At 51.0% G+C, this 18,696-nt stretch carries 22 protein-coding genes; 3 read left to right on the forward strand and 19 right to left on the reverse strand.

Annotated elements, in window-relative coordinates:
* The 14 genes from EYB48_RS02560 to EYB48_RS02625 all read right to left on the reverse strand — a co-directional run bounded on the left by EYB48_RS02560 (nucleotide 1) and on the right by EYB48_RS02625 (nucleotide 11,739).
* A complete protein-coding gene (locus EYB48_RS02560) occupies nucleotides 1–255 on the reverse strand; it encodes a glutaredoxin family protein (protein ID WP_162018701.1) in 255 nt (84 codons plus the stop codon).
* A gap of 270 nt (nucleotides 256–525) precedes the next feature.
* Nucleotides 526–1,983, reverse strand: a complete 1,458-nt coding sequence (locus EYB48_RS02565; protein WP_235934845.1) for a DegQ family serine endoprotease — start codon at nucleotides 1,981–1,983, stop codon at nucleotides 526–528.
* Nucleotides 1,984–2,020: 37 nt separating this feature from the next.
* Nucleotides 2,021–3,064, reverse strand: a complete 1,044-nt coding sequence (locus tag EYB48_RS02570) for a MucB/RseB C-terminal domain-containing protein (protein ID WP_162018702.1) — start codon at nucleotides 3,062–3,064, stop codon at nucleotides 2,021–2,023.
* Nucleotides 3,065–3,068: 4 nt separating this feature from the next.
* Complete coding sequence (locus EYB48_RS02575) at nucleotides 3,069–3,722, reverse strand: sigma-E factor negative regulatory protein (RefSeq protein ID WP_162018703.1); 654 nt, start codon at nucleotides 3,720–3,722, stop codon at nucleotides 3,069–3,071.
* A gap of 38 nt (nucleotides 3,723–3,760) precedes the next feature.
* On the reverse strand, nucleotides 3,761–4,363 hold the full coding sequence (gene rpoE, locus EYB48_RS02580) for an RNA polymerase sigma factor RpoE (protein WP_162018704.1): 603 nt from the start codon (nucleotides 4,361–4,363) through the stop codon (nucleotides 3,761–3,763).
* Between the two features lie 99 nt (nucleotides 4,364–4,462).
* Nucleotides 4,463–4,810, reverse strand: a complete 348-nt coding sequence (locus EYB48_RS02585) for a hypothetical protein (RefSeq protein WP_162018705.1) — start codon at nucleotides 4,808–4,810, stop codon at nucleotides 4,463–4,465.
* Nucleotides 4,811–5,048: 238 nt separating this feature from the next.
* Nucleotides 5,049–6,290 (reverse strand): beta-ketoacyl-ACP synthase II, encoded by a 1,242-nt coding sequence (fabF, locus tag EYB48_RS02590; RefSeq protein ID WP_162018706.1) that lies wholly within the window; start codon nucleotides 6,288–6,290, stop codon nucleotides 5,049–5,051.
* 34 nt (nucleotides 6,291–6,324) lie between these two features.
* Nucleotides 6,325–6,564: an acyl carrier protein gene (gene acpP / locus EYB48_RS02595; protein WP_162018707.1), complete on the reverse strand. Its 240-nt coding sequence runs from the start codon at nucleotides 6,562–6,564 to the stop codon at nucleotides 6,325–6,327.
* A gap of 234 nt (nucleotides 6,565–6,798) precedes the next feature.
* Nucleotides 6,799–7,551 (reverse strand): 3-oxoacyl-ACP reductase FabG, encoded by a 753-nt coding sequence (fabG, locus tag EYB48_RS02600; protein WP_162018708.1) that lies wholly within the window; start codon nucleotides 7,549–7,551, stop codon nucleotides 6,799–6,801.
* On the reverse strand, nucleotides 7,548–8,480 hold the full coding sequence (fabD, locus tag EYB48_RS02605) for an ACP S-malonyltransferase (RefSeq protein WP_162018709.1): 933 nt from the start codon (nucleotides 8,478–8,480) through the stop codon (nucleotides 7,548–7,550). Before fabD ends, fabG begins: the two co-directional genes overlap by 4 nt.
* A gap of 105 nt (nucleotides 8,481–8,585) precedes the next feature.
* A complete protein-coding gene (locus EYB48_RS02610; RefSeq protein ID WP_162018710.1) occupies nucleotides 8,586–9,572 on the reverse strand; it encodes a beta-ketoacyl-ACP synthase III in 987 nt (328 codons plus the stop codon).
* Nucleotides 9,569–10,645, reverse strand: coding sequence for a phosphate acyltransferase PlsX (gene plsX / locus EYB48_RS02615; protein ID WP_162018711.1), 1,077 nt, complete (start codon nucleotides 10,643–10,645; stop codon nucleotides 9,569–9,571). The genes EYB48_RS02610 and plsX overlap by 4 nt, the downstream gene beginning before the upstream one ends.
* A gap of 248 nt (nucleotides 10,646–10,893) precedes the next feature.
* Entirely contained in the window at nucleotides 10,894–11,076 is a 183-nt protein-coding gene (gene rpmF / locus EYB48_RS02620; protein WP_162018712.1) for a 50S ribosomal protein L32, read from the reverse strand.
* A 138-nt stretch (nucleotides 11,077–11,214) separates the two neighbouring features.
* The gene (locus EYB48_RS02625) at nucleotides 11,215–11,739 is read right to left on the reverse strand and encodes a YceD family protein (RefSeq protein ID WP_202927634.1); all 525 of its coding nucleotides are present in this window, start codon (nucleotides 11,737–11,739) and stop codon (nucleotides 11,215–11,217) included.
* A 184-nt stretch (nucleotides 11,740–11,923) separates the two neighbouring features.
* Here EYB48_RS02625 and EYB48_RS02630 point away from each other — a divergent pair, with 184 nt between their 5' ends.
* The 3 genes from EYB48_RS02630 to EYB48_RS02640 all read left to right on the forward strand — a co-directional run bounded on the left by EYB48_RS02630 (nucleotide 11,924) and on the right by EYB48_RS02640 (nucleotide 14,639).
* The gene (locus EYB48_RS02630; RefSeq protein WP_162018713.1) at nucleotides 11,924–12,520 is read left to right on the forward strand and encodes a Maf-like protein; all 597 of its coding nucleotides are present in this window, start codon (nucleotides 11,924–11,926) and stop codon (nucleotides 12,518–12,520) included.
* Nucleotides 12,521–12,582: 62 nt separating this feature from the next.
* Complete coding sequence (locus tag EYB48_RS02635; protein ID WP_162018714.1) at nucleotides 12,583–13,341, forward strand: SAM-dependent methyltransferase; 759 nt, start codon at nucleotides 12,583–12,585, stop codon at nucleotides 13,339–13,341.
* A 137-nt stretch (nucleotides 13,342–13,478) separates the two neighbouring features.
* Nucleotides 13,479–14,639, forward strand: a complete 1,161-nt coding sequence (locus tag EYB48_RS02640) for an iron-containing alcohol dehydrogenase (RefSeq protein ID WP_162018715.1) — start codon at nucleotides 13,479–13,481, stop codon at nucleotides 14,637–14,639.
* A 77-nt stretch (nucleotides 14,640–14,716) separates the two neighbouring features.
* On the opposite strand, the gene EYB48_RS02645 is transcribed toward EYB48_RS02640, so the two are convergent.
* From EYB48_RS02645 to EYB48_RS02665, 5 genes are all read right to left on the reverse strand, one after another.
* Entirely contained in the window at nucleotides 14,717–15,442 is a 726-nt protein-coding gene (locus tag EYB48_RS02645) for a hypothetical protein (RefSeq protein WP_162018716.1), read from the reverse strand.
* Between the two features lie 190 nt (nucleotides 15,443–15,632).
* On the reverse strand, nucleotides 15,633–16,859 hold the full coding sequence (locus tag EYB48_RS02650; RefSeq protein ID WP_162018717.1) for a hypothetical protein: 1,227 nt from the start codon (nucleotides 16,857–16,859) through the stop codon (nucleotides 15,633–15,635).
* A 162-nt stretch (nucleotides 16,860–17,021) separates the two neighbouring features.
* A complete protein-coding gene (locus tag EYB48_RS02655) occupies nucleotides 17,022–17,777 on the reverse strand; it encodes a hypothetical protein (RefSeq protein WP_162018718.1) in 756 nt (251 codons plus the stop codon).
* A 12-nt stretch (nucleotides 17,778–17,789) separates the two neighbouring features.
* Complete coding sequence (locus tag EYB48_RS02660; RefSeq protein ID WP_162018719.1) at nucleotides 17,790–18,386, reverse strand: hypothetical protein; 597 nt, start codon at nucleotides 18,384–18,386, stop codon at nucleotides 17,790–17,792.
* Entirely contained in the window at nucleotides 18,383–18,661 is a 279-nt protein-coding gene (locus EYB48_RS02665) for a DnaJ domain-containing protein (protein ID WP_162018720.1), read from the reverse strand. Before EYB48_RS02665 ends, EYB48_RS02660 begins: the two co-directional genes overlap by 4 nt.
* Nucleotides 18,662–18,696 lie beyond the last annotated feature (35 nt).

Genomic DNA, 18,696 nt, shown 5'->3' on the forward strand with positions numbered 1-18,696 from the left:
TTAAACCTTTGCAAAAAACTGTCTGAGCGCTACTTCATCGAGGTGGTAATGACAGATGCGCTGTGCGTCTCCACCCGGATGACGGCCGACCAGTACGGGCACCAGTTCGTCGTACAGACTCAACAGTTCTTCATCGGCGTCAACATCCAGCACATCCACGGTAAATGGATATTGCTGGGAGTAGCTGTTCAATTGGGTCAGCATGTCGTCACACAAATGACAATAGCTGCGTGAATAGAGGGTGAATGCGATCATATCGCGCTGCCTGCAGTCAGATTGCTAAAGACTGGCATTATAAATGCCGATCAGCAAAATACTGGTATATTTTGTGCCCCGGAGCGCAGTCAAAACTTCTTACACTGAGGATTGATGCGGCTCCCAGGCCAAAAAACGGCCAGCAGGCGCATCAAATCTGGGACATTAGAAAAATAAGCTGCTCAAAATGGAAAATTCAAACTGCAATAAAAAAGCTGCCCACTCAGGGGCAGCTCAGGATGCGGCTTAAGACCTTGCTTACAGTTGGCCTTACTGCGCTTGCGGACGTATCAGTACAAACTGTGATGCATTTTCGCGTTTTACCAATAACACCGCTGGTTTTTTAGGCTCCAGCTTACTCAACATGGCGTTGAATTGCTTGGCATCTTTCACATCGACCTGGTTCAGCGACAGGATCAGATCACCCGGACGCAGACCTACGGCTGCTGCCGCACCATCAACGGACTCGATCACCACACCACCGCCAGGCAAGGCTTTCTTTTGTGCTTCATTCAGATCCGTTACATACACGCCGAGTAAATTGCTCAGCTCTTTCTTTTGCTTTTTATCGGCTTTCTGCGCGACCTTGTCAGCATCACGTTCAGCGACTACCAGCGTTAATTCTTTGATCGCATTTTTACGCCAGACACTCATGCTGACTTTGCTGCCAGGACGGGTAGCGCCTACGGCTCTGAGCAATTCGGCACGGGTCTCAATATTCTGACCATTGAATTTCAATACCACGTCACCATCCTGCACACCGGCTTTTTCAGCTGGCGAACCTGGTTCAACCGCAGCAATCGGTACGCCCTGTGCTTTTGGCAAGCCTAAGCTTTCTGCGATTTCCTTAGACATTTCACCCATCTGCACGCCGATACGGCCGCGCGATACACGGCCATGCTGCTTGAGCTGCTCAGCCACACGCATCGCTTCATCAATTGGGATGGCGAAGGAAATTCCCATGTAACCACCGGAGCGGCTGTAAATCTGGGAGTTAATACCAATGACTTCACCACGCATATTGATCAGCGGGCCACCGGAATTACCGGGATTCACAGCCACGTCAGTCTGTATCAGCGGCACGTAATCGCCTGTATCACGCGCCTTGGCAGAAATGATGCCTGCTGTGACGGTATTTTCCAGATCGAATGGGGAACCAATCGCGATCACCCATTCACCTGCCTTGATTTTGTCCGAATCACCGATGGTGATCTTAGGCAGCTTACTCGCCTCAATTTTCAGCACCGCGACATCGGTACCTTTATCACTGCCGACTACCTTGGCTTTGAATTCGCGTTTATCAGTGAGTTTGACATACACTTCCGATGCGCCGTCCACCACGTGTGCGTTGGTCAGTACATAGCCATCGGCAGAGACAATGAAACCTGAGCCTACGCCGCGCGGCACTTCTTCTTCCTGTGGCGCTTGCTTACCTTTGCGAGGTGCTTGATTCTGCTTAGGAATCGGCATGCCAAAGAAGCGGCGGAAAAATTCCAGCTGCTCGTCATCCGCACCTTGTTGCTGACTGATTTTCTCTGTGGTGCGGATATTCACGACTGCCGGCCCCGATTTCTCGACCAGCTCAGTAAAATCCGGCAAACCCACGGGTGCGGCAGCCACTGCGACTGGTGTCAGCTGCATGACGGCCGGAGCAACGAAGCCCACACAGGCACTCACTACTAAAGTGGACACCATTTTTTTTACTGGAGACAGTGTTTGTGCTTTCATAGTTAGTCAACTTCCTTTACTTTTTACTTATTACTGATCACTTATTTGTTTTCAGCTCGATCGAATTCATGACCTGACGGATCGCACTGACCGGCACTTCACCGACCACGGTCAGCCAGTATTCGCCCTGACGTTTTCCCATGATAGTCATGGCGCCCTGCTGCAGACTGCCTTCCGTTCTTCCCTCGCTATATGGCTCGATAAAAACGGACATGGCAGCCAGCCCATCAGAAAACATCATCTGTATCACCTGATGCGATTTTGCTGTTTTGTTAGCTGCTGCATTGGACGCGTTGTTAGTGCTGGCGGAGCTGGCTGGACTGGCGGGAGATGGAATCACCCGTTTCAGTTCCTTGGTTTTGGTAAAGCCGGCAGGCAAAGCCTTAACGACCCAGCCAGAATGTATATTGGATTGCACCGTCAGATTTTCAATACGCCACTGACTCACATGTGGAAAACTGGGCTTGAGTTTATTCTTGTCGATATCATTGACTTGCAATTGCGTGAATGCGATTTGCTCTATGACTTCGTTTTTAGGATTGACGGTCTGTGCACGCAACATCAGACCAGAAGATTTTTCTGCACACAGCCGATAGCCATAGCGGAATCCATCCTTGGGTTCCAGCGAATAAGTCTGACATTCCAGACCAGCCACACGGCTCATCTCACCTTTACGGATGGTATAAAAATCAGGCAAATACTGGGCATTCTGGGTCAGCAAGGCAGGAAAAGACTCCTGACTGACATCTTTTTCCACCTGTATGGTTTTGCTGTCCGGCAGATAGCAGGAGACTTCGTCATTTCTGCGTATGTATTCGCGTGGTTTACCGTCGAGTATCTCCAGTTTTTCAGTCTCACCAGCACTATCAAGATAGTGCGTGATCCTGGAAGTACGGATCTGACTCGCCTGCTGATAGACAAAGGTGCCGGAATAATTCATTTTTTGCGCAGAGGCTTGTATCTTGCGCAGCACTTGCTGAATCTCGCGCTTATCTTCCGCATTCTCTGCAGCGAACACCGGGCTGCTCAGTGTGCACAGTAATACCAGGTTCGCTGCGGTATAGAGACGACGACCAGACATCTTGTTATTTCTCCGCAGCCGGCGTAACAACGTTGGCGCGCGTCACATACTGCGCACCGCTACTGATGGCGGGTGAAAAGCGCTGATGCGCAATCAGGTAGCTGTCTATACGCGGATCGCGCAGCATTTCCATTTGATTGCCATTAGCTGTTTTTGCTGTCTGCTCTGCGCTGTCACTCGCCGCCACCTGTGGCGTCACAGGTGTGCGCACGCGCGCTGAGGCCAGTTGCAACTCAGGCGAGGCATTCCTTGCCAATGGTGCCTGCTCAGTGACCGCCGCAGGTTGTAATAGTTTAGGTGCGATGACCAATGCCAGCATGGCTGCCGCAGCGATACCAGCCACGCCAGCGTAAGAGCGCAGCAGCGACTGCCGCAGTCCGGGTTTAGCTGCATCTGCCTGACGCTGATGCAGCGCTGGCACCAGCAACACCGGCTCAGACTCAAAGCGTGCGGCAAAACGTGCCGTAAAATCTGCACTCATAGGCTGCGCCAGGTCATCAGACCGCAGCACATCGCCGATCTGATGATAAATATCCCAGTTCGTCTTATCGTCAGACGCGATCAGTTCAGCGATAGCCGCCTCGAGCCGGGCATCATCGATTTCACCATCCATCAATGCGGATAAGTTTTCTTGTTGAGTCGTATTTTTCATCATCATATTCATGGTCCTGCAAAGTGTTTCTATCACTGCCAGAGTTACCAGCGCTGGTCCAGATTGGTTCCCAACATGGGCCGTAAACGCTCAGCAATCGCTTCCCGGGCCCGGAAAATACGGCTTCTGACCGTACCGATCGGGCACAACATGACTTCGGCGATCTCGTCGTAACTCAATCCCTCAATCTCACGCAGGGTAATTGCATTCCTTAATTCTTCCGGCAATGCCGCCATCGCGGCATTGACCGTTTGTGCAATCTGCTTACTCGCCAGCAAAGACTCTGGCGTATTAATGTCGCGTAAGCCTTCTGCATCGGCAAAACCTTCCGCCTCTTCCACATCCGCGTCAGTCGAGGTCGGTGCCCGGCGGCCCTGCGTCACCAAGTGGTTTTTCGCCGTATTAATGCCGATCCGGTACAGCCAGGTATAAAACGCTGACTCACCGCGAAAATTCGGCAACGCACGATACGCCTTGATGAATGCCTCCTGCACCACATCCTCTGCTTCCGCCTGATCATAGACGAGCCGGGACACGAGCCGCATCAGTTTCCTTTGGTATTTGGAAACCAGAAGCTCAAATGCCTTTTTATCTCCACGCTGCACGCGCTCGACCAGCAATTGGTCTATCTCGCGCTCTGTCGTCACTCAATCATCCCTATTCTTCTTCTGAACAACTGGTATTTATCCCGGTCTCTTGCCGTATGCACGGAATTTTTCCCGCTTTATGCCCCAATAGAGTCTCTTTCATTCAGGGAAGTTCCCGGGTTTCATGACTTTCCTGCTTTCTTTTTGCTGAAACTGCTGCAAACTGATCAGCGCACGTCTCAGGTCACGCCTGACAGCGACAGGCGCAGAGTCCGGCAGCAGCAAGAAAGAAAGTGCAGAACCATCCTCACCCACAAATTCCAGCGCCGCCAGATGACTCCAGAACAGAGATGCAGGCCCCAGCGTGCAGACCTGAGCAGACGACCAGGCTGGCGCGCACCAGACATGCAGCAGGCAAAGTCCATCGCTGCTTACGACGACGCGCAAAGTTCGCTGGGTCCGCCACCAATACCAGACTTGCCGAGCGAGCAAGATACCTGAAATCATAGTCAGTGCAATCAGCCACGGGCGCGGACAGTCAATAATTAACAATGAATAACAAACACTGAAGCAAGCACAGACTGCCATTGCCAGCACCAATGCCAGCAAAGTGCGCGACGGTCTCAGATCAGCAAGGATGGATGGCTGCATCAGCCTGGCCCCTGAATGAAAAAAAGCACCTCATTTCCGAAGAAATGAAGTGCTTTTATGTAGATGCTATGCATCAGTCAGATGTATCAGGCGATCAGACTTTTGCAAAGATCAAGGTGCCGTTCGTTCCACCAAAACCAAACGAATTTTTCATCGCATAATCGATCTTGACGTCTCTCGCTACATTGGCACAGTAGTCGAGATCACATTCAGGATCCTGATTAAAGATGTTGATCGTTGGCGGTGAAAGCTGATGATGCACAGCCAATACCGTGAAAACAGATTCCAGACCACCCGCACCACCGAGCAAATGCCCGGTCATGGATTTGGTGGAATTGACTGTCAGCTTGTAGGCATGATCACCATAAGCAGCTTTGATCGCATCCGTTTCGTTTTTATCACCCAGAGGCGTCGATGTACCATGCGCATTCAGATATTGAATCTGATCCGCATTCAGGCCGGCATTTTTCAATGCATTGACCATACTGCGGCGCGGACCATCCATGCTAGGGGAAGTGATATGGTAGGCATCGCCACTCATGCCGAAGCCAACGACTTCTGCATAAATTTTGGCACCGCGTGCTTTCGCATGCTCATACTCTTCCAGCATCATGACACCGGCACCTTCACCGAGCACAAAGCCATCGCGGTCTTTGTCCCACGGACGCGATGCCGTTGCCGGATCATCGTTACGTGAAGACAAGGCACGCGCTGACGCAAATCCACCCAGTCCCAGCGGGGAAATCGTGGATTCCGCACCACCGGCTATCATTGCGTCTGCATCACCGTATTCAATCATACGGGCAGCAGAACCTATGCAATGCAGACCTGTGGTACAGGCTGTGACGATCGCGAGATTAGGGCCCTTCAGGCCATACTTGATCGACAAATGGCCGGAAATCATGTTGATAATCGACGCTGGCACAAAGAAAGGACTGATGCGGCGTGGGCCACGTTCGATCAGCGTTTCCTTGGTTTCTTCTATCATAGGCAAGCCGCCGATACCAGAACCAACGATCACGCCGACGCGATCAGCATTTTCTTCTGTGACAGTGAAACCACTATCCTGAAACGCCTGCATCCCGGCAGCAATGCCGAAATGGATGAAGGTATCCATGTTACGGGCTTCTTTTGCCGGCAGATATTCCTCGACATTGAAGCCTTTCACTTCTCCCGCGAAATGCGTGGAAAAGGGAGTTGCATCAAATTTGGTGATCGTGGCAATACCTGACTGGCCAGCCTTGACAGCATCCCAGGCACTGGAAATTGTATTGCCTACTGGCGAAATACAACCCAGACCGGTTACCACGACACGACGTTTAAGCGTACGACTCAAGCGCTTCTCCTGGATTTAAAAACGGGGTAATGAATTACGCCTTGAGGTGTGCAGTTGCGTAATCAATCGCTTGTTGCACTGTTGTGATTTTTTCAGCTTGCTCGTCAGGGATTTCCATTTCGAATTCGTCTTCGAGCGCCATCACCAGTTCAACTGTATCCAGGGAATCAGCACCCAGATCATCAACGAAAGAGGATTCGTTTTTGATGTCAGCTTCAGCGACGCCCAGTTGTTCAGCGACGATTTTCTTAACGCGTTGTTCGATATCGGACATGTGTATCTCCAGTGAAAAAATCAAAAATAAGGGCCTACAGAAAGTGCGCGCATTTTAGCAGGTTTGTAGACAAAAAATGCAAGACCCAATTTATTTAGTCATAACTCCGCTTAAAATCGGCGAAATGTCTAATTTTTACCAACAAACTACCAGATACCTGCACAAAACCGTTCCAAGCTGAAATGACAGTAAACAATCAAGTCAGCGGAATCCGGCTATGCCGGCATCCTATTTTTAAGCCAGGTACATCCCGCCATTCACATGCAGGGTGGTACCGGTAATATATCCGGCATCGGGTGAAGCCAGGAATACTGTCGCGGCAGCGATATCTTCGGGACGACCGAGTTTCGCCATCGGAATCTGCACCAAAATTGCCGCTTTTTGCTCATCGCTGAGCGCCTTAGTCATATCGGTATCAATGAAACCGGGCGCAATACAGTTAACAGTGATATTCCGGCTACCTATCTCACGCGCTAATGCACGACTCATGCCAGCCACACCGGCTTTGGCCGCCGCATAGTTCATCTGACCAGGATTACCGGAAGAGCCGACAACGGAAGTAATATTAATAATGCGGCCATGCTTAGCTTTCATCATGCCACGCAATACTGCACGCGACAGGCGCGCGACTGAATTCAGATTGGTGGTAATCACATTATCCCAATCCTCTTCCTTCATGCGCATTGCCAGCTGATCTTGAGTAATCCCCGCATTATTGACGAGTATGGACAGGCTGCCGAATTCTTTTTGAATTTCATCAACCAGGCCAGAGCAGCGCTCTACGTCGTTCACATTAAAAGCGACGCCCTTACCCGCTTCCGGACTGATTTCAGCGAGGTAGGCCGAAATTGCCTGCGCGCCGGATTCTGTGGTTGCAGTACCAATCACTTTGGCACCAGCCTGAGCCAGCGCAACAGCAATCGCCTTACCTATGCCGCGTGAAGCGCCGGTAACCAGCGCTACTTGATTTGCTAATGGTTGAGTCATTTCAATAATTCCAAGACTTTTTCTAAACTTGCCTGATCAAAAATAGTTTCGCCGACCAATTCGCCTTGTATGCGCTTAGTCAAACCGCTCAATACTTTACCCGGACCACATTCAATCACATGGCTGATACCAGCCTGATGCATAGCCTCTATGGTTTCCACCCAGCGCACCGGACTCGCAGCCTGACGCACCAGCGCATCCTTGATCGCTACCGTATCATTGACTATCGCCACATCGACATTATTAATCAGCGCGATTTGTGGTGCAGAAAAATTCAGTTCTGCCATATAAGCCTGCAAACGATCTGAGGCTGGTTTCAGCAACGAGGAATGGAATGGTGCAGACACTGGCAAAGGCAATGCGCGCTTGGCACCTTTGGCCTTAGCGATTTCACAGGCGCGCTCAACGGCAGCCTTGGAACCCGCAATCACCACCTGCGCCGGCGCATTGAAGTTAACCGCCTCAACCACTTCACCCTGCGCCGCTTCGGCACAAGCTGCTTTCACATCTTCATCACTCAGACCCAGTATCGCTGCCATACCGCCTTGACCAACCGGCACCGCCTCTTGCATCGCCTGAGCACGGAAACGCACCAGCGGCACAGCATCTTTAAAGGCGATCACACCGGCTGCTACCAGCGCGGAATATTCGCCCAGACTATGACCGGCAACCAGGCGCGGTACCGCACCACCTGCAGCGATCCAGGCGCGATAGCAGGCTACCGCCGCAGTCAGCATCACGGGTTGTGTATTGGTCGTCAGGTCCAGCGCTTCTTTCGGGCCCTCTGCGATCAATTTACCCAGATCAAATCCCAGTGCATCAGAGGCTTCCGCAACGGTTGCCTGCACCACCGGATTATCAGCAAAGCCATTCAGCATGCCGATAGCCTGAGAACCCTGACCGGGAAAAACAAATGCAAATTGGGTCATTTTTCTAAGTCTCTCTTTATAGAATAATAGAAATAAATTTCTTTTTCTTTAACACTTCATCATGCCGCAACGCTTGCGCAAACCAAGGCAGCAAGCGCTTCAACATTACATTTGGACGATCGCTGCACCCCAGGTAAAGCCGCCACCTACACCTTCCAGCAAGACTTTATGTCCGGGCTGCACACGTCCATCACGCACGGCCAGATCCAGTGCTAGTGGAATCGACGCAGCAGAGGTATTACCATGCTGATCTACCGTGACCACCAGCTTCTCCAGCGGCAAACGCATTTTCTTTGCTGTGCTCTGCATAATACGGATATTGGCCTGATGCGGGATCAGCCAGTCGATATCACTGGCTTGCAGTCCAGCCAGTTCCAATGCCTCATTCGCCACCTTTTCCAGCACCGTCACCGCCAGCTTGAACACCGCCTGACCATCCATGTGCAGATAGGCACTGCCCGCTACCACACCCTGCTCTACATTCCCTGGCACACACAGAATATCCTGATAGCTGCCATCGGCATGCAGCTTGGTCGCCAGCACGCCCGGCGTTTCCGAACGTGACATCACCACTGCACCGGCACCGTCACCAAACAACACACAAGTGGTACGGTCTTCAAAATTCAAAATTCGCGAAAATACTTCAGCACCAATGACCAGTACGTTTTTGTGGGCACCGGATTTAATCATGCTGTCGGCTACCGCCATCGCATACATAAATCCACTGCACACCGCCTGCACGTCCATCGCCGCTGCACCATTCTGAATTCCCAGCTTGTTCTGCACCACACAGGCCGTACTTGGGAATCCACCGAGAAAATCCGGTGTCGAGGTCGCGAGGATAATCATGTCGATATCAGAAGCAGTCATGTGTGCTGCTTCCAGCGCACGTTTTGCAGCTTCTGTACCCAGATCACTGGCTTTTACACCAGGTTCTGCGTAATGACGGGACGCGATACCGCTGCGGGAAAAAATCCAGTCGTGCGAGGTTTCTATCCCTTTAGCGGCAAGCTGCTCCGTCAACTCATGATTACTGACTGCTTTAGGCGGCAGATAACTGCCAGTACCGATAATTTTGCTGAAAAAAGTCATGCGGTTTTTTGTACCAGTGGTTCGTTATATTCAGGCGCAGCCGGGTCTGCCACCGGCATCAGTTTCGCCATCGAAGTCGAGATACGGGTGAGCACATCATTTTTTGCAGCGTCAAACGCCCGCTGTATCGCCCACTCGTAACTGTATTTATCCGCACTGCCATGACTCTTAAATACCAAACCGCGCAGACCCAGCAGGCTGCCGCCGTTGTAATTAGAGGGGTTCATGGTACGTGAGATAGATTTCAATGCGCCACGTGCAATCAATGCACCCAGCATATTGAGGGGATTACTCTTAAATGCGTCGGTCAGGGTGGTTTTTACAAAACGCCCCATGCCTTCCGCTGCTTTCGTGGTCACATTACCGACGAAGCCATCGCAAACCACGATATCGGTAGTACCCTTGAATATGTCATTGCCCTCTACGTTGCCATAGAAGTTAAGCAGGCCGCGCTCATGGTCGGCACGCAGCAAGACAGCGGTTTTCTTGACCACGTCATTGCCTTTAATATCTTCCTCACCCACGTTCAGCAAGCCTATGGTCGGACGCTCATTGCCTTCCAGCGCAGAAACCAGGGCTGATCCCATAATCGCGAACTGATGCAAGTGCAAAGGTTCGCAATCGACGTTCGCGCCGAGATCCAGCATATAAGTGGGACGGTTTTTTTGATTCGGTAACATGCTGCAGATAGCGGGGCGATCCACGCCCTGCATCGTCTTAAGTACATAGCGCGATACTGCCATCAGGGCACCGGTATTTCCGGCCGATACGCAAGCCTGTGCTGCGCCTTCTTTCACCTGGGTCAGCGCTACGCGCATGGAGGAATCTTTTTTCCGGCGCAATGCAATCTCGACCGGGTCATCCATGGCAACCACTTCGGACGCATGGATTACCTTCAGACGTGGATGATTGCTTGCATGGTTTTTTTTCAGCTCTTCCTGAACTTCAGATTCCAGGCCAACCAGCAGGAACTCGACATCCGGTTCGCGATTGGCAAAGGCAACAGCTGCTGCCACAGTAACCGCAGGCCCATGATCCCCGCCCATGCAGTCAATAGAAATTTTTATTGTCATGTAGTATTACGCAACTTCAAGCCGAAACGCCTAGTGTATCAAATTAGAGGACTATTTCAGTTATTTTCATTGCCATTTTGCAAGTATTTAATAAAAAAACCGGCAAAACAAGATTTTTACCGGCACCGGTGCTGCAAAATTTTCAAGAAAACCTGTTCATCAGCATGAATCCCAGAAAAATTTGCCCATAAAAAAAGCGGCGCCAAGTTCTAGACTTGTCACGCCGCTCTTTTTACCAAGAAAACGAATTATTCGTCGTTCTTAGTTTTCAATACTTTACGACCACGGTAAAAGCCGTTAGGGCTGATGTGGTGACGCAGATGTGTCTCACCAGTTGTTGGCTCGATACCTAACTGTGGTGCAGTCAGGAAATCGTGGGAACGGTGCATGCCACGCTTGGATGGGGACTTTTTATTTTGCTGAACTGCCATGATAACTCCTAATACTTCAAAAAATGTTTCTAAAAATTTACACACCTGGCTAAAGAATGCACACATCGCAATGCGAACATCGCCAACCAAGAATCCCTAACAATACTTCGACCTGAGTGTTTTTTCAGAATAATGCCACTAGGTACGCCCATTTATTGTCTTCAGCACGGCAAACGGCGATTCTTTTTTACCGACTTCTGCGTCAATCCCTGCAGTAGATTTTGCTGAAGCCAACGATACATCCGGGCATACTGCATGTTTGGGCGATTGGGGTATTGCCAGCAGCGCCTCATCCTCTATCAAATCCATGATATTGAACGCTTTACTGCCCACTACAACATCGACCTCGTCATCTTCAAGCAATGCCTCAATTTCATCAGCATTTTCTTCGTTTTTGGCGAGTATCAATACAGACTCTGAGTCTATCTCATATGCAAATGGAGCCAGACAACGCTGGCAATTCAGATTCACACTACCAGTCACACTCAGTATCAGGCGGGGATGCCCCAGCTGATCTTTTCCGCCAGTCAGAGACCAATTCAGACTCCCTTCGGTGCCTGCACATTCCTCAGCCAGACGGGGTAAATCTGCGACCAGTATGCTTCCAGAACGCTGCTCTTCGAGCCGGCAAAACGTGAAAGCGTCAATCACAAAAGCTTGCATAGGATTATTTGAACCCAGAAAACCTGCGATAATAACAGCACTTGCGCTTCTTAGTCAAAGGTCACAATGGTTTTTTCAGAAAAATCATATGCTTGCAGTGCTTTTTTACTGTTCGGCACGCAAGCAAAGCCTGACCCGGCATCAGCGCAGCATCTCTGACACTTTCCAACGCCAGCCAACAACGATGATAAACCCGACAATTATACTGGCTTCCAGCTCTGCTTACCGCAAAGAATTACTATCCAGACTGCAACTACCATTTCTGAGTATCGCGCCTGACATCGATGAGTCGCCCAGGCCCGGGGAAGGTCCGGCCGATACCGCCTTGCGCCTGGCGCAACAAAAAGCCCAGGCCATCGCCCGCCTTCACCCTGAGGCCTTAGTAATCGGCTCAGATCAGGTTGCCACGCTGGACGACTTGCAAATTGGGAAACCGGGCAATCATGCCAATGCGCTCAAGCAATTGCAGTTAATGCGAGGGCGTGAAGTGATTTTCCACACCGCGCTATGCCTGCTCGACAGCAGACAGGATGCACCCCAGCCTTTACAATTACGCAATGTGCAAACCAGAGTGCAATTCCGTGATCTCAGTGACGCAGAACTGGATGCCTATCTGCACCTGGAACAGCCTTACGACTGCGCAGGCAGCGCTAAGAATGAAGCCTTGGGCATCAGTATCCTGTCTGCGATCCATAGTGATGATCCGACTGCACTGACCGGCCTGCCGCTGATCGCCCTGACGGATATGCTGCGGCATGCCGGCGTGCGCTTCTTTCGCTGAACTCTGCCAGCTGCAAACCAGCCGCTCCCGAATACCTAAATATCCAAAGAATACTCATCCCTATGACGAAAACCGGCACCTTATTTTTGATTCCCAACACCCTGGGCCTGTGCGAGACACAACAATCCAGCCTGCTGAGCAATATTATTCCCGAAGCGGTGCAGCAGATGTCTTCGCAACTCGGCTATCTGGTCGCAGAAAATGCCAAGACCACGCGCGCCTACCTGAAATTCCTGGCGCAGCAACATCCTTTGCGACTGGCCATGCAGGAAATTCAGATTCAGGAATTGAATATCAATACCCCGTCGCAGGCATTAGAAGGCTTATTGCAACCCCTGTTGCAAGGGCATGATGTGGGCCTGATTTCTGAGGCTGGTGTGCCTGCCGTGGCCGATCCGGGCGCCAATCTGGTCAGACTGGCGCATAGTAAGGGCATTGCGGTACGCCCGCTGGTCGGCCCGTCTTCGCTATTGCTGGCACTGATGGGCAGCGGCCTTAACGGACAGAGTTTTGCATTCCATGGTTATCTGCCGACTGACGCCGCATTGCGTGCCAAACGCATCAAAGAATTGGAAGACCGTTCACGCAAGGAAAAACAAACGCAGTTGCTGATAGAAACGCCTTACCGCAATGCTGCCATGCTGGAAGCACTGGCAACGCAATGCCAGCCGTCGACGCTGATCTGTGTCGCTACCGATCTGACACTGGCCAGCGAAGCTATACGCACGCTGACTGCTGCGGAATGGAAGAAGAAATTATCAGCCAACCAGGCGCCGGACTTTCATAAAAAACCGACGGTATTCCTGTTCCTCGCCGCATAAAAACGCACGACCGGTTGATTTTTCTAATTTCAGCTAAGATGGATGTTTTTAGGAAATGACGTAAAACAAGTCCGGTGCATCCCGGCATCACCTGTTTTACGCCCTCCCCTTACACGCAATTTCTACCGGAGCCACCCATGCTGAATTTTGACTTTTACAATCCCACCCAGATCCTCTTCGGTCAAGGCAAGATTGCCGACCTCGACAAAGTCGTTCCCAAGGAAGCCAAGGTATTAGTGCTGTATGGCGGTGGCAGCATCAAAAAAAACGGTGTGTTTGACGAAGTCATGCAAGCCTTAGGACAGCGCAGCGTCACAGAGTTTGCTGGCATAGAACCCAATCCCAGCTATGAAACACTGATGAAAGCTGTCGCCGTGGTGCGCGAACATGGCATCGACTTTCTGCTCGCGGTTGGCGGCGGCTCAGTCATCGATGGTACAAAATTCGTCGCAGCTGCCGCGCTGTTTGAAGGCGATGATCCATGGGCAATACTGGAAAAGCGCGGCAACAATATCACCCGCGCCCTGCCCTTCGGCAGCGTACTGACCCTGCCCGCTACCGGCTCGGAAATGAATGCCGGTGCGGTCGTCACGCGCCTGTCCCTGCACGCCAAAATGGCGTTTTCCAGCCGCCACTGCTTTCCGCAGTTTTCTGTGCTGGACCCGGGCAAAACCTTTAGCTTGCCGGTACGCCAGGTTGGCAATGGTGCCGTCGATGCTTTTGTGCACGTGATGGAACAGTATCTGACTTACCCGGTCAATTCACCGGTGCAGGATCGCTTTGCAGAAGGCCTGCTGCAGACCCTGATAGAAGAAGGCCCGAAAGCACTCGCCAATCCGGAGGATTATGAAGTACGCGCCAATCTGATGTGGTGTGCCACCATGGCACTGAACGGCGTGATTTCCACCGGCGTGCCGCAAGACTGGGCGACTCACATGATAGGCCACGAACTGACGGCATTACATGGCCTGGATCATGCGCAAACACTGGCCATTGTGCTGCCATCCATGCTCAGGATACGCAAAGACGCCAAACGCGCCAAACTGCTGCAATTTGCTGACAGAGTCTGGGGTCTGCGTGAAGGCGATGAAGATGCACGCATAGAGCAGGCGATCAGCCGCATGCAAGCCTATTTCGAACAAATGGGCGTCAAAACCCGCCTGAGCGACTATGGCTTAAGTGCCGCCGATATTCCAGCCATCATCAGCGCACTGGAATCACACCGCATGATCGCGCTGGGTGAAAAACGCGAAGTCACACCCGACATCAGCCGCCAGGTGCTGGAGCTGAGCGTATAAGCTTAAGCCCGCCGCCAGAAATAAAAACGCCCGCTGCATGACACAGCGGGCGTTTTGTTTCGAATAAACTTCTTTGTTTATCTAAACACCATATCTAAATTCATCACTTGCTTGCCTTGATCATAAGACTTATTGTTGATCGCAACAAATTTAGAATTTCCTAGCTTATCCACTCTATAAATAGTTGAAAACTCCTCAATTAACATGCCAGCAGATGACTTGGTGGTCCAATTCACCGTCGCTAGTAACGATGAACTGGTATCTGGTGCGATAGAATAACTTTGCGTGATTATCTGAGTAAGCGGTTGATCTGATGCACTTCCCAGCGAGCCAGACGCTCCAGCCTGAACTAAAGCCGGATTACTATAAGGCGTAAAATAATAATTTTTACTCAAATCAATCAGTGCTATTTGCGCATAATTAGCGGCGCTGAAATAATAATCTGATGTGCCAGAAAGCGGATAAGTAGCTCCGCCCATCACCCCTGAGCCCTTAATGGTCAAAGTTTGTTTAAGCAAACTTTGAAGGCCAGTTGGGGTATTCAGTGATGCGCTAGCAGCAGCACTTCGACTATAAACACCATCTATGGTCAGAGGTATTTTCACTCCAGCAGTAATCACCCAGCCAGAAGCAGTAAAGTCCCCTGAAATTCCTTTGTTAACGATGTTAGCCATCGCAGTATGGAATGGAATTGTCAAAGTTAAATCCGTTTGCCCACCAGTTGATCCCGAACTTCCACCGCCACCACACGCAGATAGAAAAATGCTTGTGGAAACAAAAGCAAAGAGTAAGAATTTTTTCATAAGAAAGTCGCAAATAAGCTTATTAGGGTTTTAATTTATCAAATTATACACCACAGAAAAATTACAAACAAAACAACATTCATCAAACTAATAACTTAACCAACATTGTTTAATGTAAAAATCCTCAATGTAAACAAAAAGGCTGCGCAACCAGCGCAGCCTTTTTTGACGATGTTACAAGCAATGCAAATTAACGCACTGCCCTTTCGATATGACAGTGCAGACTCAGGAAGCGCAATGCACCGCTGTAATTGCTGTCCCAGTCATCCATCAGATAATTATTGGCTTCCTCGATAAAATTATTCCAGTCTTCGAGCAAGCCTTCCTGCTTTTCATGTGGTGCTGCCGTATTAATCCACTGGGTAGCCAGCTCATGCGTAAAACCCTGTTCGCGGAATTTTTTCACGATGCTTTTCGCGCTCTTTTCCGGCAGGCTGGTTTTAGGCGCGACACCTGCTGCGATGCAGACAAACAAAGTCATGAGCGAGTCCACATCGGTTTTACCCTTGGTCAGACGGGTCCATTCCTTAGACACCAGCGCATCATAAGCCGAGGTATCCTCGATTTCATGATCTCGCAGGTAATAGCGATCCTTGAGTGAAAACACCAGCTTATCCAGCGATGTTTTTTTATCTTTAAACAGTGGCAGATCGTGCTCACAGATTTCCTGCACGATACGATTTACGAGCGGATGAAACTGCTGCGGCACCTCCGAGATATCCAGCATTTCCATCGCCTGCACGCGTTCTGCCGGTGTCAGGCTGCGAATGGCATCAACCAGAGTAGCAAATTCCACCTGATTTTCCAGACTGCCATCCTCACCGCCAAACACCGTCACCAGCAAAGCGCTGCGCACGATACCGACCGCCTCGGCATCTTCATCCTGCAGATAGCTGCGCGACAAACCCAGCACTTCACCAAACCAGAAACCGGCTTCGATTTCCAATGCATTTTGCTGGCGATGTTCCAAAGCCTGACGGTAATCGGCTGGCTTTTCACGCAAGGACCAGGCTTCCAGAAAATCCTCGACCTTGCCCTTGACTTCGCGTCCCAGCAAGGCGTATTCCGGCATCGCAAACAAGGCCTTGAGCAAACCTGAACCACCACGCGATAAAGTCAGGAAAGTATTATCCCGCATCAGTTTGGCCGCAATCTCCAGATCACCGCCTGAAGTTTCCAGCAGATACAAACTCGCCAGATTGACGATACGCTTACGCGCAAGTTCAATTTCAGGGCGCAGATATTTACTGCCAAACGCTTCAGCGATCTGCACCATGCCCTTGGGCGCCTCAGTTTCAATCGCCGCGATCTTACTGCTGGTCAGGATGGCGCGTTGCACGCCATAGCGCAAGGCGGTTTCAAAAAACGGACGCTGATCGAGTACCGCAAGCTCAAAATTGCTGCTTATTTCGCTCATGTGGCTTATTTCCTTCAATTCCAGAGATAACATCAAAAGCCGCACACAGACTAGCTACGCCGTGCACGACTGATGGGCCCATAAAAAATGCAGAAGACGTCATCCGCGCTCTGCATTTCAGGGAGCGGGCCCGCCAGGCGAGCCCTGTCTGCGATCCGCCTGTTACAGTGCGGATTCCTCATCGTCATCATCACCGTCATCATTGTTTTTCGGTGCTTCTTCAGGCTCACCCTCAGCGGCCGCTGCTTCCGGATCATCGCTTTGCAAATTCGCCAGATAAGTCTTATAACGTGCACGCAGTTTCATCAGCACTTCACGGAAAATTTCTGGCAATTCGTAGCGCAGGATATAGGTCACCTGCATCCAGTCATGATCTTCCAGGTTCGCCATATCCAAAGGCGATGCCAGACCCTCGTTATCATGATCGAGATTCATCAGATCGTCTTCACGTGCGGCAGTACGCTCACCGTCACCGTATTCGTACAGATCAAAGGTCGCATACTTGTAGAAATGTTCGACCATCTGGGTACGGTCGAGCAGGTAATCCACCAGCGCGTCGTAGCCGCCGTCAACTTCTGCGATTTCATACAAAAATTCCGCCGGATCGGCACCATCACGGAAAATGACGGAGTTGATCATGCCGCGCAATTGCTCATGGGTCTGATCGCCATAACGACGCTCCAGTACCACTGCCTGAGCGAATTGTTCAGGCGTGACCACCAGATTCACCAGCGACTCTTTGGATGCATCGTATTCACGTATCACTGCCAGCAAATCCTTGGCAGGCAAATCGTCCAGCGCCGCGACCAAAGCCTTGTCGCCATGGGTTTCCGCGATATTCGCCAACGCGAATTCGGCACCGGCAATGTCGCCGGCCAAAATCAAACTCTGCGCTTCAATAACTGCAGGTAAAGTCATACTCAGTTTTCCTTAATCTTTACGGTCAAAGCCTTGTTCGGCCAGCCAGTCAGCCCCTGCCTCACCCAGATCATAATCATCGCCATCATCGCCATCGTCGCGGCCGTGACGTCCGTACTGACCATCGAGGTCGCCGTTTTCGCGGTCGTCAGATTCCTCATCGTGCTCATCATTATCCGCATCATCATTCGCATCTGCAGCGCTGCCTGCGCGTCGGCTCTGGGCACCACGCAGCAAGTACTCCAGCACCGCGGCAGTCACCAGAAAGCGGTCACCGGCAGCTTCGGTCTGCACGACTTTCGCCAATGGCTCGGCCCAAGGCTCTAATCTGACCGCAGCGATCAGTGTTTTCCAGGCCGGCAAACTGGCCTGCTCTTTGGCAGTCAGCGCTTCCAGTGCGAGCGGATTGAGAAAAATAAAACCCTGATGGAAGGCCGAGGCCAGCATTTCGGGATTGCTTTCCATCATAGGCAACAGCAAAGGCAGTTGTTCCGCCTTTTCGCGCAAACGTGCCTTCAGAATATTTTTGCCTTCGGAATCAGATTTCAGATCGTCGATTTCAGCCTTATAGACTGCCATCAAATCCTCAAAAAAACGGGACAATTTCACTGCAATACTCCTGATAAATAAGCTTTCCAGATTTCGCTGGCGGTTTCCAGCGGCGAATCCAGCAAATTACGGCGCCGGTTCTCATCATAGGCCGCGCGCTTGCTGTCGTCGGTCAGCACATCATAGGCTTCTTTCACCGCATGAAATTTAGCGGGCGCCAGTTCAGAGTCATTGCGGTCGGGATGGAATTCCGCCGCTTTCTGGCGGTAAGCTTTTTTGATATCTGCCAGCGTCGCATTCGGCGCGACACCGAGAACAAGGTAATGGTCTGTCATCTGCTCTCTGAGATCGGTATAAAAACAGAGCGGCT

This window comes from Cognatundibacterium crateris (genome assembly GCF_010078235.1).
GTDB classification, from domain to species: Bacteria; Pseudomonadota; Gammaproteobacteria; order Burkholderiales; family Burkholderiaceae_D; genus Undibacterium; species Undibacterium crateris.

Bases quoted from the DNA above. Each gene is read 5' to 3' on its own strand.
- EYB48_RS02650 (WP_162018717.1), bottom strand. From the start codon at position 16,859: ATGAGCGAAATAAGCAGCAATTTTGAGCTTGCGGTACTCGATCAGCGT.
- EYB48_RS02570 (WP_162018702.1), bottom strand. From the start codon at position 3,064: ATGTCTGGTCGTCGTCTCTATACCGCAGCGAACCTGGTATTACTGTGC.
- EYB48_RS02630 (WP_162018713.1), top strand. From the start codon at position 11,924: ATGATAAACCCGACAATTATACTGGCTTCCAGCTCTGCTTACCGCAAA.
- EYB48_RS02655 (WP_162018718.1), bottom strand. From the start codon at position 17,777: ATGACTTTACCTGCAGTTATTGAAGCGCAGAGTTTGATTTTGGCCGGC.
- fabD (WP_162018709.1), bottom strand. From the start codon at position 8,480: ATGACCCAATTTGCATTTGTTTTTCCCGGTCAGGGTTCTCAGGCTATC.
- fabG (WP_162018708.1), bottom strand. From the start codon at position 7,551: ATGACTCAACCATTAGCAAATCAAGTAGCGCTGGTTACCGGCGCTTCA.
- EYB48_RS02575 (WP_162018703.1), bottom strand. From the start codon at position 3,722: ATGATGATGAAAAATACGACTCAACAAGAAAACTTATCCGCATTGATG.
- acpP (WP_162018707.1), bottom strand. From the start codon at position 6,564: ATGTCCGATATCGAACAACGCGTTAAGAAAATCGTCGCTGAACAACTG.
- plsX (WP_162018711.1), bottom strand. From the start codon at position 10,645: ATGACAATAAAAATTTCTATTGACTGCATGGGCGGGGATCATGGGCCT.
- EYB48_RS02560 (WP_162018701.1), bottom strand. From the start codon at position 255: ATGATCGCATTCACCCTCTATTCACGCAGCTATTGTCATTTGTGTGAC.
- EYB48_RS02645 (WP_162018716.1), bottom strand. From the start codon at position 15,442: ATGAAAAAATTCTTACTCTTTGCTTTTGTTTCCACAAGCATTTTTCTA.
- rpmF (WP_162018712.1), bottom strand. From the start codon at position 11,076: ATGGCAGTTCAGCAAAATAAAAAGTCCCCATCCAAGCGTGGCATGCAC.
- EYB48_RS02565 (WP_235934845.1), bottom strand. From the start codon at position 1,983: ATGAAAGCACAAACACTGTCTCCAGTAAAAAAAATGGTGTCCACTTTA.
- EYB48_RS02610 (WP_162018710.1), bottom strand. From the start codon at position 9,572: ATGACTTTTTTCAGCAAAATTATCGGTACTGGCAGTTATCTGCCGCCT.
- EYB48_RS02585 (WP_162018705.1), bottom strand. From the start codon at position 4,810: ATGATTTCAGGTATCTTGCTCGCTCGGCAAGTCTGGTATTGGTGGCGG.
- EYB48_RS02625 (WP_202927634.1), bottom strand. From the start codon at position 11,739: ATGCAAGCTTTTGTGATTGACGCTTTCACGTTTTGCCGGCTCGAAGAG.
- EYB48_RS02640 (WP_162018715.1), top strand. From the start codon at position 13,479: ATGCTGAATTTTGACTTTTACAATCCCACCCAGATCCTCTTCGGTCAA.
- EYB48_RS02665 (WP_162018720.1), bottom strand. From the start codon at position 18,661: ATGACAGACCATTACCTTGTTCTCGGTGTCGCGCCGAATGCGACGCTG.
- EYB48_RS02635 (WP_162018714.1), top strand. From the start codon at position 12,583: ATGACGAAAACCGGCACCTTATTTTTGATTCCCAACACCCTGGGCCTG.